Raw genomic sequence first — 15,787 nt, 5'->3', positions numbered from 1 at the left:
CCCCCGTACCGGCCGCCGACCTCGCGCAGCGCCGCCTCCGCCCGTGCGGCGGCGTGGCGCGGCGGTTCGGCGCCGGGGAACGGATGGGCCACCGGGTCGGCGAGGAACCGGCGCACGAGCTCCGGGTCGGCCTCGGCCCGCGTGCGCCCCTCCAGGACGCCGAAGTCGACCTCGCGGAGGCCGGGCACCACCTCCACCGGCACCCCGAGCGCGTCGGCGGCCGGAGTGGCGGTGCGCACCGCTCGGCGCAGCGGCGAGCTGACCACCGCCCGGACCCCCTCGGCGAGCGCGCCCCCGGCGAGGGCCTCGACCTGCCGCAGGCCGTTCTCGGTGAGGTCCGGATCGCTGCGCGCGCCGGCGTACCGGTTCTCCCGGTGCCACGCGGTCTCCGCGTGCCTGACGAGCAGGAGCCGGCCGGTCATCGCGCCGCCGGGACCGGGTTGGCGCGGTGCAGCAGGGGTTCGCCGCGCAGCCAGCGGCCCGCCTCGGCCGCGACCAGCCGGGCGGCGCGCTCGGCGACCGCGCGGCTCGCGCCCGCCAGGTGCGGCGTCAGCACCAGGTTCGGCGCCCCGCGCAGGGGGTGGTCGGCGGGGAGCGGCTCCACGTCGAACACGTCGAGGCCCGCCGCGAACAGGTGGCCGTCGCGCAGCGCGGTGGCCAGCGCGGCGTGGTCGAGCAGGCCGCCGCGGGCGGAGTTGACGAGCACGGAGCCGCGGGGCATGGACGCCAGCTCGGCGGAGCCGATGATGCCCGCGGTCTCCGCGGTGAGCCGGGCGTGGAGGGACACCACGGCGCTGGAGGCGAGCAGCTCCGCCAGCGGCACCTGGCGCACCCCGGCCGGCAGGGACGCCGGGTCCGCGTACGGATCGGCCACCAGGACCTCGGCGCCGAGCGCCATCAGGGCCGACGCCACCCGTCGGCCGATCGCGCCCGCCCCGACCAGCCCGACGGTGCTGCCCGCGATTTCGAGGCCGGTCGCGTGGTAGGCGTACATGCCGCTGTCCCACCGGCCCGCCACCACCCCGGCGTGCGCCTGCGGAATGCGGCGCATCGTCGCGAGCATCAGGCCGAGCGTGTGCTCGGCGGTCGAGGCGGCGTTGCGGCCGGGCGCGAACGTGACGGCGACGCCGTGCTCGGTGGCCGCCGCGAGGTTCGCGTTGACCGGGCCGCCCCGACCCACGGCGAACAGCTCCAGGTCGGGGCAGGCCGCCAGGACGCGGGCGGTCAGCGGCGCCATCTGGGTCAGGCAGACCCGCACCCCTGCCAGCGCCTCGATGAGCCGCTCCTGCGAGCCCGACGCCTCCTCGACCTCCTCCACCCGGCCGAACGGCAGGTGCGGCCAGGGCAGTTCCAGCTCCCGGACGCGCCATGCCGCCGGGCCGCCCTCCGCGTGCAGTGACTCGACCAGGAGCCGGTTCAGCATGAAGTGATCTCCGGCGACCAGCACGGGAATCGGTTCGTTCACGGTCGTTCTCCTTCCCTGGGGGTCACCCGGCGCCTTCGGGGGCGAACCGGGGGTCGAGCCAGCCGCGTTCGACGAGCCGCGCGACGAAGGAGCGGTAGGCCGGCGTGAGCGCCGCGGTGCGCGCCGGGTCCGGCTCCAAGGTGCCGGACACCCGGACCATCCGCCGTGCCGCGGCCCGGATGTCGCCCGACAGCGAACCGGCGGCGAGCACGGCCATGCCGAGCGCAGGCTCCGGGTTCGACGGCAGCCGCACGCGCGTGCCCAGGACGTCGCAGCGGAGCTGGTTCCACCACGGGTTGCGGGCCGCGCCACCGGTGAACGCGACCGGGCCGCCCACGTCGGCGCCCGCGGCGGCGACCACCTCGAAGGACAGCCGTTCGATGTACGCCACCCCCGTGCAGACCGCGGCGAACGCCAGCGCCTCGTCGCCGGAGACGGCCAGCGGGCCGTCGCCGAGGAAGCCGCGGGCCTGGGGCGCCACGAACGGGAACCGTTCGCCCTGCCCGACCAGGGGGTAGCAGTCGGGCACCGGGCCGGTCCCGGCGGCCACCGCCGCCCGGGCCGTCAGCGCGTCCAGATCGGCGCCGGGGAACAGCGCGCGGACCGCGCCGGCGCCCGTGCTGGACGCGCCGCCGGGCAGCCACAGATCGCCGTGCGGGGCCCGGTGCGAGTACACCGCCCCCGTCGGGTCGTGCGGCAGCGAGGCGCTGACCCCCTTGAGCGTGAGGGTGGTTCCCAGGACCGAGTTCCACTCGCCGACGCCCAGCGCGCCCGCCGCCAGCTGCGCGGCGCAGCCGTCGGTCATGCCCGCGACCACCGGGGTGCCGGGGGCCAGCCCCGTGCGCGCCGCGGCGGACCGGCACACCTCTCCGAGCACGGTTCCGGGCCGGACCACCGGCGGCAGCACGGCGGGGTCGACGCGGAGCCGGGACAGGATCCCCGCGGGCCAGCGGTCCTCGATCAGGTCGTAGCCGGTCTTCAGGGCGTGGCTCGAATCGCTGGGCACCGGGTGGCCCACGAGCGCGGCGGTCACCACGTCCGGCTGGTGCGCCAGGCGCGCGGCGCCGTCCAGCAGGCCGGCGTCGCGCCACCACAGCAGCTTCGGCAGCGCCCACGCCGGCTGGACGCGGTAGCCGAGCCGTTCCCACAGCCCGGCGCCGGCTTGCTGCGCCTCGGCCGCGAGCGCGCCCGCGCGCGCGTCGTCGTACATGAGCCCCGGGGTCCTGGGGGCGCCGTCGGGGCCGGTCAGCAGCACGGTGCCGGAGGTCGCGCAGACCGCGAGCCCGCCGACCTCGCGGCCACCGAGCGACGCGGACAGCTGGGCGAGGGCGTCGGCGGTCAGCTCCCACCAGGCCCCGCCGTCCTGCTCGTGGCGCGGGCCGGCGCGCGTGCCGCGCAGCGGGCGGGAGGCGATGGCCACCGGGTGGCCATCGCCGTCGACGGCGAGGGCCCGGACGCTCTGCGTGCCGAGGTCCACCCCGATCCACACGGGGTCGGCGGGGCGGATCGTGGCCGGGGCGGGCCCGGGGCGCTCAGGCATCGGCGCGCCACCCCCTCCAGCGGGTGGCGGCCAGCTCTCTGGTGGCGAGGAACTCCTCGTGCTCGCGGTCGTACACGTCCCGCGCAGCCGCCGAGGGGGAGAACCGCAGCCGCGGCCGGACCAGCGCGGCAGCCGCCGCGGACAGGTCGGGGTACTCGCCCAGCGCCGTCAGCGCGAACAGCAGGGCGCCCTTGGCGCCGACCTGGGTGTCCTCGGTGACCACCGCGGGCAGCCCGGTGATGTCGGCGATGAGCTGGCACCACAGGGCGCTCGCCGCGCCGCCGCCGCACAGGCCCAGCTCGACCGGCCGGTGCGGCGCGGCGTCGAGGCAGTCCCTGATGACGTGCGCGAGCCCTTCGAGCACCGCGCGCGCCAGGTGCTCGCGCCGGTGCGTGAACAGGGCGCCCGCCACCAGTCCGCTGGCCGCCGCGTCCAGGAACGGCGCGCGCTCGCCCGCCGGTGACAGATACGGCAGCACCCGCAGCCCGTCGGCGCCCGGCGGCACGCGGGACGCCAGCGCGGACAGCTCGTCATGATCGTCCAGACCGAGCAACTCGACCGTCCAGTCGAGCACTTCGGTTCCGGCCAGCGTGGGGAACGAGCGCATCGCCAGGCCCGGCACGCCGAAGTCGAGCGTCAGCCCCGACGGTTCGGCGGCCGGGTCCGGCGCGTCGATCAGGACCTCGGTGCACAGCGTGGTGCCGAGCACGCAGGTCGCCTGACCGGCCGTGGTGCTGCCGGTGCCCAGCGCGGTGGACACGATGTCGTAGGGCGCCAGGACCACCGGCGTGCCCGCCTCGACGCCGAGCGCGGCGGCGGTCTGCGCCGTCAGCCCGGCGATCTGCTCGGTGCCGCTCAGCAGGGGCGGCAGGAGCGCGCGGTGCTCGCCGAGCCCGTACAGGGCGAGCAGTTCGTCGGAGTAGTCCCGGGTGCGCATGTCCAGCCAGGGGGCGGAGGCGTCGGAGGGCTCCAGGCCCAGCACCCCGGTCAGCCGCAGGAACAGCCAGCCACCGCAGGTCAGTACGGCGTGCGCGGCACGGAGGCTGTCCGGCTCCCGCACGGCGAGCGCGCGCAGGATCGCGTTGGGCAGCCCGGCGTTGGTCAACGACGCGTTGATGCGGAAGGCGCGGTCGAGCACCCCGGTGGAACGCCACTCCCGCACCACGTCGGCCGCGCGCGCGTCGTTCCAGAGCACCGCCGGCCGCACCGGACGGTGTGCGCGGTCGACGAGCCACGCGCCGTCGCCCTGCGCGGTGAGCGCCAGCAGCCGCACCCGGCCCCCGGCTTGGCCCACGGCTTCGCGGACCGCGGCCACCACCGCGTCCCAGACCGCGTCCATGTCCTGCTCCGCGAGGTCGGGCCGCGGGTGGCGCACCTCGGTCTTCCGCTGGGAGACCACGAGTTCGCGTCCCGCGGCGTCGAACACCACGGCCTTGATGACCGTGGTGCCCGCGTCCACACACACCGTGACCGGTTCGTACAGCGCCATCGCCGCACCACCTTCGGAGCCGAGCCGGAAGTGATGCGTATTACACGCAGAGACGCCACACTTCGCAACTTTTCACATCGATCTTGGGAGGCCGAGCGGCACTTCGGCGAAAGGCCCAGCTGGAGCGGCTGGTTGGAGGTCACGGCGGGGTCACGGAACGGCGGAACTTCACATGACATCGCAGTCTCAGCCGACGGCGACCACATCGACGCAGGCGCCCCGCGCACGGAGGTCGCGGACCGTCTGGAACGGGGTGCCGCCGTCGACGACCACCCGGTCGAGCCCGGCGACGCCGACCAGCCGGTGGGGCGCCCTGCGGTCGAACTTGGTGTGGTCGATCAGCGCGACGCTGCGGGCCGCCGACGCGATCAGGGCCCGCCGCGTGATCATCGTGTTCAGCGACTGGAGGTAACACACCCCATCGACGACCGCGGTCGTCGACAGGAACAGCAGGTCGGGGCGGAAGTCCGCGGCGGCCTCGGCGGTGGCCTGGCCGAGGAAGGAGTCGTACGACGCGTCGTAGCGGCCACCGAGCCCCACCAGTTCGATGCCGGGGTGCGCGGCCAGCGCCCGGACGACCGGCAGGAAGTGGGTGACCACGGTCAGCGGCGCCCGTTCGGGAAGCAGCCGCGCCAGCATGAGCGAGGTGGTGCTGTCGTCCAGCGCGATGACCTGTCCCGGCTCCACCTCGCTGGCCAGGACCTCCCGCGCGATCGTCCGCTTCGCCTCGACCTGCGCCTGCATCCGGTGTTCGAGGTCGCCGTGGAAGGTCGTGGTCGGGGCGCTGGTCGCGCCGCCGCGGACCTTGTGCAGGAAGCCGCGCCGCTCCAGCTCGTCGAGGTCGCGGTGCACGGTCATGATGCTCACGCCGTAGTGCCTGGCCAGCGCGTCCACCCGGACGAACCCCGCCTCGGCCACCTGCCGGCGGATCGCGACCCGGCGCAACTCCGGGGTGCGCCAGGCGCCTTCGGCCGTCATGGGATCGTTCGCCACGCCCTCCAGCATCGCACGGCCCCTCCGCCCCCCGGTCGGAGCCGTGGGCGAGTTGTCCGGTTCCGGCGCCGGGCCCAACGGGCGTGAAGCGCGGCGAACTGGCAATGATTACCGGGACCACCACGGAGGTGGTCCCAGGATCCGCGGACGCGCCCGGCTCCGTCGCCGTACAGGGTCCGTCGCCGTGCAGGGGAGGAACGAATCTTCGTGAGTGCGCCTTTGTTCCTGGAGCCACGCTTGGAGCCGCCACTCGTCTCGTTGCTCGACTCCCGGGCGTTCCTCCACTCCCTGGTGGACGCGCTCGGCTCCCCGCTCAACGTCGTGCTGCCGGAGGGGATCGCCGGCAAGGTCGCCGGCTTCCGCGAGGTGTACCGGCGGCATCGTCTGGGCGGCCAGATCTTCTTCGCGCACAAGGCGAGCCGGTCGAGCGCCCTGGTGCGCCGGCTCGCGGCGACGGACGCCGCCATCGACGTCGCCTCCCTCGGCGAGCTGCGCCACGCGCTGGGCGCGGGGTTCGCCCCGGACCGGGTGCTGACGACCGGACCGAAGGATCCGGAGCTGCTGTGGCTGGCGGCCCGGGTCGGCGCCACCGTGAACGTCGACGCGCGGGGTGAGCTGGAGGACCTGGCCGCGCTGGTGCGCGACTACCGGCTGCCGCGGGTTCCCGTTCTCCTGCGCCTCGCGGCCTTCGAGGCGGAGGGCGTCCGGGTGCTGTCCCGGCGCAGCCGGTTCGGCGAGCCGCTGGGGGAGGCCGGGGCGCTGCTGGACGCCGTGGTCCGCCACCGGGAGGCCGTCGAACTGGTCGGGGTGGCCTACCACCTCGACACGACCGGGATCGCGGAGAAGGCGGTGGCCCTTGAGCGCTGCGTCCTGGTCATGGACGAGGCCAGGAACCGCGGACTCCGGCCGCGCGCCATCGACATCGGCGGCGGGTTCGGGGTCGGTTACCTGGCCGACGGCGGGCAGTGGGAGCGTTACACCACCGAGCTGACGAACGCCGTCCTGGGCAGGCGCCCCCCGTTGACCTGGCGGCAGCACGGGTACGGCCTGCGGAACGAAGGCGGGACGATACGCGGAAGGCTGGCGCTCTATCCGGGCCACCGGCCGGTGGCGGGGGCCGGATATCTCGACGAGCTGCTTTCCACCCCGGCGCCGACGCTCGGCCGCCCCCTGGCGAGCCTGATGCTGGAGCACCTGTACGACCTGTACGTGGAGCCGGGGCGGGCGCTGGTGGACCAGTGCGGGCTCTCGCTGGCCAGGGTGGTGGACGTCCGTGCCGGTGAGGACGGCTCGCCCCTGGTGCGGCTCGCCATGAACGCCTCGGACGTCAGCCTGGAGGAGCACGGCGTCCTGGTCGATCCGGTCGTCGTGCCCCGCGACGGGCCCGGCGCCGCGGGGACCGGGGCGGCGACCCGGGCCGCGGGCGGCGCGGCGGACCCGGTCGGGGTCTACCTGGTCGGCAACCTCTGCCTGGAGGCGGACCTGGTGACCCGCCGCATGGTCTTCCTGCCCCGGTTACCGGAACGGGGCGACCTCGTGGGCTTCGCGAACACCGCGGGCTACTGCATGGACTTCCACGCCCACGAGGCACAGATGCAGCCGACCGCCCGGAAGGTCGCGGTCTCCCGCCGGGGGGAGTCCTGGCAGTGGTCCTTGGACGAAGAGTACTGGCCGACCAGGCACGCGGGTGGAGAGGTATGAGATACGACAGCATCACCGAGGCCATCGGGAACACCCCGCTGGTGCGCATCGATCCGGCCGTGCACGGGCTCCGCAACATCGACCTCTACGCCAAGCTGGAGATGCTCAACCCCTTCGGCTCGGTCAAGGACCGCGCGGCGTGGAACATGGTGCGGCCCCGGCTCGCCGGCGCCGTCGAGCGCGGCGAGCAGGTGGTGGAACTGTCCAGCGGGAACACGGCCAAGGCACTGGCGACGCTCGCCGGGCTGCACGGGCTGCGGTTCAAGAGCGTGACCAACCGGATGCGGGTCCCGGAGATCAAGGAGCTGCTCCTCCTGCTCGGCGCCGTGGTCGAGGAACTCCCCGGGCGGAGCGAGTGCCTGGACCCGACCGACACGGACGACCCGCTGACCCTCTTCCACCAGGCCCTGTCCCAGGAGGGAACCGCCTACCTGCACACCGATCAGTACTACAACCCCCGCAACACCGAGGCCCACGCCCTGGGAACCGGGCCCGAGATCGTCAAGGACCTCGACGGCCGGGCCCCGGACTGGTTCATCGCCTGTGTCGGCACCGCGGGCTCCTCCACCGGCGTCGCCACCGTGCTGCGGGAGCACGACCCGGCGGTGCGCGTCCTGGGGCTGGTGGCCCGGAAGTCGGACTTCATCCCGGGCATCCGCACCATCGACGAGGTGCACGAGGTCGGCCTCTTCGACCCGGACACCTACGACGCGATCGAGGCCGTGAGCTCGGACGAGGCCATCGACGGCATGCTCACGTTGAACCGCCGGTGCGGGCTGCTGGCCGGTCCGACCAGCGGCGCCGCCTACCTGGGCGCCGTGCGGCACCTGCGGACCGTCGACGAGGAGCTGACGGAGCGCGGCACGGCGGTCTTCATCGCCTGCGACCGGGTCGAGAGCTACCTCAGCTATGTGCGGCAGCGGCGCCCCGAACTGCTGGGCAGGGCCCCGCACCGCGACACGGTCGCCTCCCTCACCGAGGGCGAGCTGAGCGCGGTCACCTCGCTCGACGTCGCGGACGCACGGCGCTGGATCGAACGGGACCGCCCGCTGGTCATCGACCTGAGGGGCCCGCACGCCTACGCCGCGCTGCACATCGAGGGGGCGGTCAACATCGTCGACGACCTCTTCGGTCAACTGCTCCGCGGCGGACTGCCGTTCGGCACGCGGCAGCCGGTGCTGCTGACCTGCCCGGTCGGCGACAGATCGGCCCAGTTCGCCGCGCTGCTGACCCGGATGGGACATCCCGACGTCCGCAGCCTGTCCGGTGGCATCATCGCCTGGCGCGACGCCGGCGCGCCCCTGGTGCGGGACTGAGCCGTGGGCCCCGACGACCTGACGCGACTGCGCGCATGGCAGGGCGCGCTGCGCGCGCAGTTCCCCATCATCAGGGACCATCCCGAACTGGCCTACCTCGACAGCGCCGCGACCTCGCAGAAGCCGCAGGCCGTCCTCGACGCGGCCCACACGTACCTGACGACGCGGAACGCCAATGCCGGAAGGGGCACCTACCCCTGGGCCAACGCGACCACGGCGATGGTGGAGGGGACCAGGGGACGGCTGAAGGAGTTCCTCGGGGACCCCGCGCCGGAGAGCTCGGACGTCCACTTCGTCAGCGGCACCACCGAGGGGCTGCGCGCCGTCGCGCTCGACTGGCTGGTGCCCCGGCTCGCCGACGGCGACGAGATCGTCGTCCCGTTCGCGGACCACCAGGCGAATCTGTCGCCCTGGCTGGAGGCCCAACGGGTGCTGGCCGCCCGGGGGATCGCGGTGAGCGTGCGGGAACTGCCGTACCAGGACGGTTCCGGCGACTACGATCAGCGGGCCCTCGCCGGGCTGGCCGGCCCGGCGACCCGGTTCGTCGCGGCCACCCATGTGCACCACGTCCGGGGCGGCGACATGAACGTGCACCGGATCCGCGAGGCCGTGGGGCCCGACGTGCCCATCTGCCTCGACGCGGCCCAGAGCATCGGCCATCTGCCGCTGTCGGTGGCCGACCTCGACGTGGACTTCGTGGTCTTCTCCGGTCACAAGGCGCTGGCGCTGCCGGGCACGGGGGCGGTCTGGTCCCGGGGGGAGCGAGGGCCCGCGTTCCGTCCGGGCGACTGGAGCGGGACGCCGAACACGGTGGGCATCGCGAGTCTCGCCGCGGCGCTCGACTGGCTGACCGCGGCGGGCGTCCACCGGATCGAACGCTGGACCGTCGGCCTGGCCGCGCGGTTGACCGAAGGGCTCAGGCACCTGGCCCCCTATCGGGTCCTGGGGTGCCAGCGCAGCCTCGCCGCGTCGTCGGACGTGCAGAAGCGGTGCGGCATCGTGTCGTTCCGGCACCGCGACATCCCCTCCGACGACCTCGGCTTCATCCTCTTCGACCACGGCTTCATGGTGCGCGCCGACAGCCTCTGCCAGGCGGGCGTCGACGAGCGCGACGAGCGGAGCGGCGCCGTGCGCGTGAGCCTGCACGTGTACAACACCCCGGAGGAGATCGACAGGCTGCTGTCCGTGCTCGCCGGGCTGGCCTGAAACGCAACTGAAAATCATTACCGGTTAAGGTGGGGGGTGCGCACGGATCCGCCGAGAGACAGAGGTGACGCGGTCAGATGGGTCTGAGCATGGCGACGGCCGAGTTCTGGGTCGAGCGCTGGGAACGCCAGCAGGAGCGGTACGCGATCCATCGCGAGGAGCGGTTCTCCGTGGTCGCCGACGTGGTCGACCATGTGACGGCCGACCGGCCGGCGCCCCTGGTCGTCGAGCTCGGCTGCGGCCCCGGCTCGCTGGCGGCCCGGCTCGCCCGGCGGGTGCCGCGGGCGGAGATCGTGGCCGTGGACCGCGACCCGGTGCTGCTGGAACTGGGGCGTACCCATCACGCCGACGCGGCGCGGTACGTGGAGGCCGTGCTCGGCGACGCGGGCTGGGCCGAGTCGCTGCGGCTGGACCGTGCCCCGGACGCGGCTGTCTCCTCCACGGCGTTGCACTGCCTCCCCGAGGCGGCGCTGTCCCGGACCTACCGGGAGGTCGCCGCGCTGCTGCGGCCAGGCGGCGTCCTCGTCAACGCCGACCACTTCACGCCGGACGGCGCCTTCTGCGCCCGCGTCGCCTCCGATGTGGGACGCCGCCGACTCCGGACCTCGCCCGCCGAGCACGGACTGGACTGGGACTCCTGGTGGGCGGCGGCGGCCCAGGATCCCGAACTCGCCGAGTCCTTCGCGGAGCGCGAACGGCGCCCGCCGGCGGAGGGCGGGAGCGACGGCGTGTCCCTCTCCCGCCACGTCCACCTCCTCACCGAAGCGGGCTTCGCGCACGTCTGCACCGTCTGGCAGTACGGGTACAGCCGGGTTCTCGTCGCCGCCACCTAGCGCCGGGCGACCGGAACGATCAGGATTCGAGAAGCGCCCGCCGCCCGGACGCGCCTAGCGTGACCGGCATGGACATCACGATTCACCAGACCTTCCTCCCGCAGAACGACCCCGACGCGTCCCTGGCGTTCTACCGCGACATCCTCGGCTTCGAGGTCCGCGCCGACGTCGGGTACGACGGGATGCGCTGGATCACGGTCGGCCCCGCCGACCAGCCCGGCACCTCCCTCGTCCTGGAGCCGCCGTTCGCCGGCCCCGACGTCACCGACGACGAGCGCCGCACCATCACCGGGATGATGGCCAAGGGCACCTACGCCCGCGTCATCCTGGCCACCGCCGACCTCGACGGCACCTTCGCGCGGCTCCAGGCCGGCGGCGCGGAGGTCGTCCAGGAGCCGACCGAGCAGCCGTACGGCGTGCGCGACTGCGCCTTCCGCGATCCGGGGGGCAACCTCGTCCGCGTCAACGAGCTCCGTCGAGCCGCCAGCTGACCGGAGCCATGTTCCGCACGGTCCCCCCCCCGCCGATGAGCGAGGGCCGCCGGGGCGGACGGCGGCCGTTGCCGCGACCGCGCCGACGAGGGCAGAACCGGACGCACCGCTCGACGCCGACCGGATCGAGCCAGGCGACGACGACGGGGACCGCGAGGGCGGCCCCACCCGAGAGAGGGAGAGACGAGTGAGCAAGGCCACGAGGACGGACCCGCAGTCGCCTGCGCCGCACATCGCCGACAGCCACGAGCTGATCCGCGTGCACGGCGCGCGCGAGAACAACCTCAAGGACGTCAGCATCGAGATCCCGAAGCGACGGCTGACGGTGTTCACCGGCGTCTCCGGCTCGGGCAAGAGCTCACTGGTGTTCAACACGATCGCCGCGGAGTCGCAGCGGCTGATCAACGAGACCTACAGCGCCTTCGTCCAGGGCTTCATGCCCACGCTGGCGCGGCCCGAGGTCGACGTCCTCGACGGGCTGACGACCGCGATCATCGTCGACCAGCAGCGGCTCGGTGCCGACCCCCGCTCCACGGTCGGCACCGTCACCGACGCCAACGCGATGCTGCGCATCCTCTTCAGCCGGCTCGGGCAGCCGCACGTCGGCTCGCCCAACGCGTTCTCCTTCAACGTCCCCACGGTCCGGGCGAGCGGTGCGATCACGGTGGAACGCGGCGACCGCAAGACCGTGAAACAGACCTTCAGCCGCACCGGCGGCATGTGTCCGCGCTGCGAGGGCCGGGGCACGGTCACCGACATCGACCTCACCCAGCTCTACGACGACTCCAAGTCGATCGCCGAGGGCGCGCTCACCATCCCCGGCTGGAAGGCGGACAGCTGGTGGACCGTGCGGATCTACGCCGAGTCGGGCTTCCTGGACCCGAACAAGCCGATCCGCGCGTACACCGAGCAGGAGTTGCACGACTTCCTCCACCGGGAGCCGGTCAAGGTGAAGGTCGAGGGCGCGAACCTCACCTACGAGGGGCTGATCCCCAAAATCCGGAAGTCGTTCCTGTCCAAGGACAAGGAGGCGTTGCAGCCGCACATCCGGGCGTTCGTGGACCGGGCGGTCACCTTCACCGCCTGCCCCGAGTGCGGCGGCACCCGGCTCAGCGAGGCCGCCCGGTCCTCGAAGATCGAGGGCATCTCCATCGCCGACGCCTGCGCCCTCCAGATCAGCGACCTGGCCGCCTGGGTCCGCGGCCTCGACGAGCCCGCCCCGAACTCCCCGGACTCCCCGAACAGGGGACCGGGCCGGGGGCGGGGGTACGCCAGGGTGGCGCCGCTGCTCACGACGCTGCGGCAGACGCTCGACTCGTTCGTGGAGATCGGCCTCGGCTACCTCTCGCTCGACCGGCCGTCGGGCACGCTGTCGGGTGGCGAGGCGCAGCGCGTCAAGATGATCCGCCACCTCGGCTCCTCGCTCACCGACGTCACCTACGTCTTCGACGAGCCCACCATCGGGCTGCACCCGCACGACATCCAGCGGATGAACGACCTGCTGCTGCGGCTGCGGGACAAGGGCAACACCGTGCTCGTCGTGGAGCACAAGCCGGAGACGATCGCGATCGCCGACCACGTCGTCGACCTCGGCCCCGGCGCCGGCACGGCGGGCGGCACCGTCTGCTTCGAGGGCACCGTCGAGGGGCTGCGGACCGGCGGCACCATCACCGGCCGACACTTCGACGACCGGTCCCCCCTCAAGGAGACGGTGCGGACGCCCACCGGCACGCTGGAGATCCGCGGCGCGACGACCCACAACCTGCGCGACGTCGACGTCGACATCCCGCTCGGGGTGCTCGCCGTCGTCACCGGCGTCGCCGGCTCGGGCAAGAGCTCGCTCATGCACGGGTCGCTGCCCACCAGCCCCGGGGCCGCCGAGGCGGGCGTGGTGTCGATCGACCAGGGCGCGATCCGCGGCTCGCGGCGGAGCAACCCGGCGACGTACACCGGCCTGCTCGACCCGATCCGCAAGGCGTTCGCGAAGGCCAACGGCGTGAAGCCGGCCCTCTTCAGCGCCAACTCCGAGGGCGCCTGCCCGAACTGCAACGGCGCCGGCGTCGTCTACACCGACCTGGCGATGATGGCCGGCTCCGCCGTCACCTGCGAGGAGTGCGAGGGGAAGCGGTTCCAGGCGTCGGTGCTGGAATACCACCTCAACGGCCGCGACATCAGCGAGGTGCTCGCCATGTCGGTGACCGAGGCCGAGGAGTTCTTCGGCGCCGGCGGGGCGGACACGCCCCCGGGCCCCTCGGGCCGGGGACACCCCACGGCCGCGCGCGCCATCCTCGACCGGCTCTCCGACGTCGGGCTCGGCTATCTCACGCTCGGCCAGCCGCTCACCACGCTGTCCGGCGGCGAGCGGCAGCGGCTCAGGCTGGCCACGCACATGGCCGAGAAGGGCGGCGTCTACGTCCTCGACGAGCCGACCACCGGCCTCCACCTCGCCGACGTCGAGCAGCTGCTCGGCCTGCTCGACCGGCTCGTCGACTCCGGCAAGTCGGTCATCGTCATCGAGCACCACCAGGCGGTCATGGCGCACGCCGACTGGATCATCGACCTCGGCCCCGGCGCCGGCCACGACGGCGGACGCATCGTCTTCGAGGGCACACCAGCCGACCTGGTCGCCGCCCGATCCACTCTGACCGGCCGGCACCTCGCGGACTACGTCGGCACCTGACGCGTCCCCGCGGGCACCGCGGGACGCCCCGGACAGGGCACGTGCCGCCGCCGACCGCGGAACGCGGCGTCAGGCGCCGCTCACCGCCCCGGAGGGGGCGGTCGCGGCGTCCGGGCCCACGCCGAGCGCGCGCAGCGTGCGGGCGTAGGCGCGCCGGCACTTCGCCGCGGCGGCGGGGGCGCCGGCCGCCTCCTGGGCGGCCACCAGCGTCCGCCACGCCTCGTCCAGGTAGGGGTCGAGGGCCAGCGCCTGTTCGGCCGCGGCCGCCGACGCGCCGGCCCGGCCCAGCTCCAGCTCGCGTCCGGCCAGCGCCGCGTGCAGCCGGGCGGCCCGCGCCTGGAGCCGCCTCCGTTCTCCCACCACCCACTCACTCGCCCCCGCCTCCGGCAGCAGATCCCCGCCGTACCAGCCCAGGGCGGCCCGCAGCGCCACGATCGCCTGCTCCGCCCCCATGCCGCCCGCGGAGAGCAGGCAGGCCGCGGACAGCCGGTCGAACTCGCGGACGTCCGAGGTGAGCCCCGAGCCGAGCGCCAGCCCGTAGGACTGCTCGTCGCGCGTCAGCAGCGTGGCCGATCCCGGCCGCGCGCCCGGCTCCAGCAGGGTGCGCAGCCGCGAGACGGTCACCTGGAGATTGCGCACGCCGGACTCGTACGTGAGATCCGGCCACAACGCGTCGAGGAGCACGTCCCGGTGCACCGGGGTCCCCGCGCGCAGCGCCAGCAGGCGCAGCAGGCTGCGGACCTTCGGCCGCGCGGCCTCGCAGTTCACCGCCACGCCCCGGACGGCGATGCGGAAGCCGCCGAAGCAGCGGATCTCCACCTCCGCGCGGCCGTCGGCGGCATCGGGCGGGGACGGCCGCGCCGGGACCTCCTCCTCCGCCGCCCGGCCGCGGCGGGACGGGCTCGCCCCGGCCAGATGCGGCTGGAGCAGCGTCACCGCCTGGGACAGCAGCCGCTCCACCTTCTGGAGATCGCGCTCGGCGGGGACACCCATCGCCCCGGCATCCGTCACACACCTGTACACAGAACCCCTCTTCTTCGTGCACGCTCCATCCGACTGACGCGCCGCCCCCCACGCACGAGTTTCGCGAGGCCCATGGGACTGCCGTTTCCAGCTGACCACGGCGGACCCCGCCGCGACGAGGCCGGAGGGGTAGCAGACGTCGGCGCAGCGAGGCAGGACGGGGGCGCGCGCGGAGCCGGTGGCTCCGGTCAGGAACGCCGGAAGAACTCCACCTCCCCGAGGGCCACCAGCCGTGACTCCCGCTGCCCGTACGCGCTGTCGACGGTCAGGCGGATGGTGACGACGTCGTCCATGGTCAGCCGGAGGACCTGCTCGCCGGGCCGGTCCTCAAGGGTCAGGGTCCGCTCCCCGACCCGTTCGCCCCGGGCGTCCCACCCGGTGACGACCAGGGTGGCCGGGCGCGCCTGGGTGAGGTACTCGGCGGCCCGCTCGGAGCTGCCGGTGTGGAAGACCAGCTCGGACAGCCGGAAGGGGGACTCGAAGGACGCCTCCAGCCACTGCCCCTCCGGCTCCTGGTCCGTCGCCGGTGCCCAGAAGTGGTTCGTGGTGCCGTCCACGGCCAGGTCGGCCTGGTGGCCGGAGGCGGAGCTGGACGCGCGCACCTCCTCCGGGCGCACGGAGGCCGGCTTGCTGAACCGGTCGCGCAGCGCGTCGACGGCGGACGGGCCGTAGGCGGTCGCGGCCCACACGAGGGCGGCCAGGACGAGCAGCAGCGTCAGCCAGGCGAGCGGCCGGCGCAGGCGCCCCCCGGGCCCGCGCCGGTGCGGGCCGCGGCGCAGGCGCATGCGGCGCCACCAGGGCGGGCGTGCGAGCTGGTTCGACGGGGCGAGCCGGGCGCCGCAGCGGCGGCAGAACGAGCGCCCGGCCGGATTCGCCGTGCCGCAGTCCGGGCAGGGGACGTCGTCCGGGGAGTCGGTGTGATCGTCGACCGCCTCCCTCCTGACCCGGGGGCGCTGGACGGCGTTCCGGCCGGGCTGCACCGCGACCGGCCGCTCGCCGGGGAGGCTGCACCGGGTCGCCCGGTCCGGTTCCGACGGGATACGGGGGCGG

13 protein-coding genes are annotated in these 15,787 nt (G+C 74.3%); 6 read left to right on the top strand and 7 right to left on the bottom strand.

What is annotated here, in order from left to right; translation table 11 throughout:
* The 5 genes from ADY01_RS20445 to ADY01_RS20425 all read right to left on the bottom strand — a co-directional run.
* Nucleotides 1-422: histidine phosphatase family protein (locus ADY01_RS20445; RefSeq protein WP_049575525.1), on the bottom strand; the 422-nt coding region annotated here is incomplete at its 3' end.
* Nucleotides 419-1,465 (bottom strand): 2-hydroxyacid dehydrogenase, encoded by a 1,047-nt coding sequence (locus ADY01_RS20440; protein WP_078900448.1) that lies wholly within the window; start codon nt 1,463-1,465, stop codon nt 419-421. The genes ADY01_RS20445 and ADY01_RS20440, both read right to left, overlap by 4 nt.
* 22 nt (nt 1,466-1,487) lie before the next feature.
* Entirely contained in the window at nt 1,488-3,005 is a 1,518-nt protein-coding gene (locus tag ADY01_RS20435) for an FGGY-family carbohydrate kinase (protein WP_049575522.1), read from the bottom strand.
* Nucleotides 2,998-4,494 carry an FGGY-family carbohydrate kinase gene (locus ADY01_RS20430; RefSeq protein WP_049575520.1) on the bottom strand — a complete coding sequence of 499 codons (1,497 nt, stop codon included), beginning with the start codon at nt 4,492-4,494 and terminating at the stop codon, nt 2,998-3,000. The genes ADY01_RS20435 and ADY01_RS20430 overlap by 8 nt, the downstream gene beginning before the upstream one ends.
* 186 nt (nt 4,495-4,680) lie before the next feature.
* Nucleotides 4,681-5,487, bottom strand: coding sequence for a DeoR/GlpR family DNA-binding transcription regulator (locus ADY01_RS20425; protein WP_199826272.1), 807 nt, complete (start codon nt 5,485-5,487; stop codon nt 4,681-4,683).
* Between the two features lie 207 nt (nt 5,488-5,694).
* Here ADY01_RS20425 and ADY01_RS20420 point away from each other — a divergent pair, with 207 nt between their 5' ends.
* The 6 genes from ADY01_RS20420 (at nt 5,695) to ADY01_RS20395 (ending at nt 13,714) form a co-directional block, all read left to right on the top strand.
* Nucleotides 5,695-7,188 (top strand): Y4yA family PLP-dependent enzyme, encoded by a 1,494-nt coding sequence (locus ADY01_RS20420; protein WP_234320329.1) that lies wholly within the window; start codon nt 5,695-5,697, stop codon nt 7,186-7,188.
* Nucleotides 7,185-8,504: a pyridoxal-phosphate dependent enzyme gene (locus tag ADY01_RS20415; protein ID WP_049575515.1), complete on the top strand. Its 1,320-nt coding sequence runs from the start codon at nt 7,185-7,187 to the stop codon at nt 8,502-8,504. The genes ADY01_RS20420 and ADY01_RS20415 overlap by 4 nt, the downstream gene beginning before the upstream one ends.
* A gap of 3 nt (nt 8,505-8,507) precedes the next feature.
* Nucleotides 8,508-9,710: an aminotransferase class V-fold PLP-dependent enzyme gene (locus ADY01_RS20410; protein ID WP_049575512.1), complete on the top strand. Its 1,203-nt coding sequence runs from the start codon at nt 8,508-8,510 to the stop codon at nt 9,708-9,710.
* A 77-nt stretch (nt 9,711-9,787) separates the two neighbouring features.
* Entirely contained in the window at nt 9,788-10,543 is a 756-nt protein-coding gene (locus ADY01_RS20405) for a class I SAM-dependent methyltransferase (protein WP_049575511.1), read from the top strand.
* A 68-nt stretch (nt 10,544-10,611) separates the two neighbouring features.
* Nucleotides 10,612-11,034 (top strand): VOC family protein, encoded by a 423-nt coding sequence (locus ADY01_RS20400; RefSeq protein ID WP_049575527.1) that lies wholly within the window; start codon nt 10,612-10,614, stop codon nt 11,032-11,034.
* A gap of 187 nt (nt 11,035-11,221) precedes the next feature.
* The gene (locus ADY01_RS20395) at nt 11,222-13,714 is read left to right on the top strand and encodes an ATP-binding cassette domain-containing protein (protein WP_049575507.1); all 2,493 of its coding nucleotides are present in this window, start codon (nt 11,222-11,224) and stop codon (nt 13,712-13,714) included.
* A 69-nt stretch (nt 13,715-13,783) separates the two neighbouring features.
* On the opposite strand, the gene ADY01_RS20390 is transcribed toward ADY01_RS20395, so the two are convergent.
* Both ADY01_RS20390 and ADY01_RS20385 read right to left on the bottom strand, forming a co-directional pair.
* Entirely contained in the window at nt 13,784-14,707 is a 924-nt protein-coding gene (locus tag ADY01_RS20390; protein WP_049575504.1) for an AfsR/SARP family transcriptional regulator, read from the bottom strand.
* Nucleotides 14,708-14,925: 218 nt separating this feature from the next.
* Nucleotides 14,926-15,787, bottom strand: an 862-nt coding sequence (locus tag ADY01_RS20385; protein WP_049575502.1) for an NADase-type glycan-binding domain-containing protein, incomplete at its 5' end; no start/stop codon positions are given.

The sequence above is a fragment of the Streptomyces sp. SBT349 genome (assembly GCF_001083795.1).
Lineage (GTDB): Bacteria > Actinomycetota > Actinomycetes > Streptomycetales > Streptomycetaceae > Streptomyces.
Note: the sequence above shows the minus strand (reverse complement) of the source record. Positions and strands in the feature narration are given on the sequence as shown.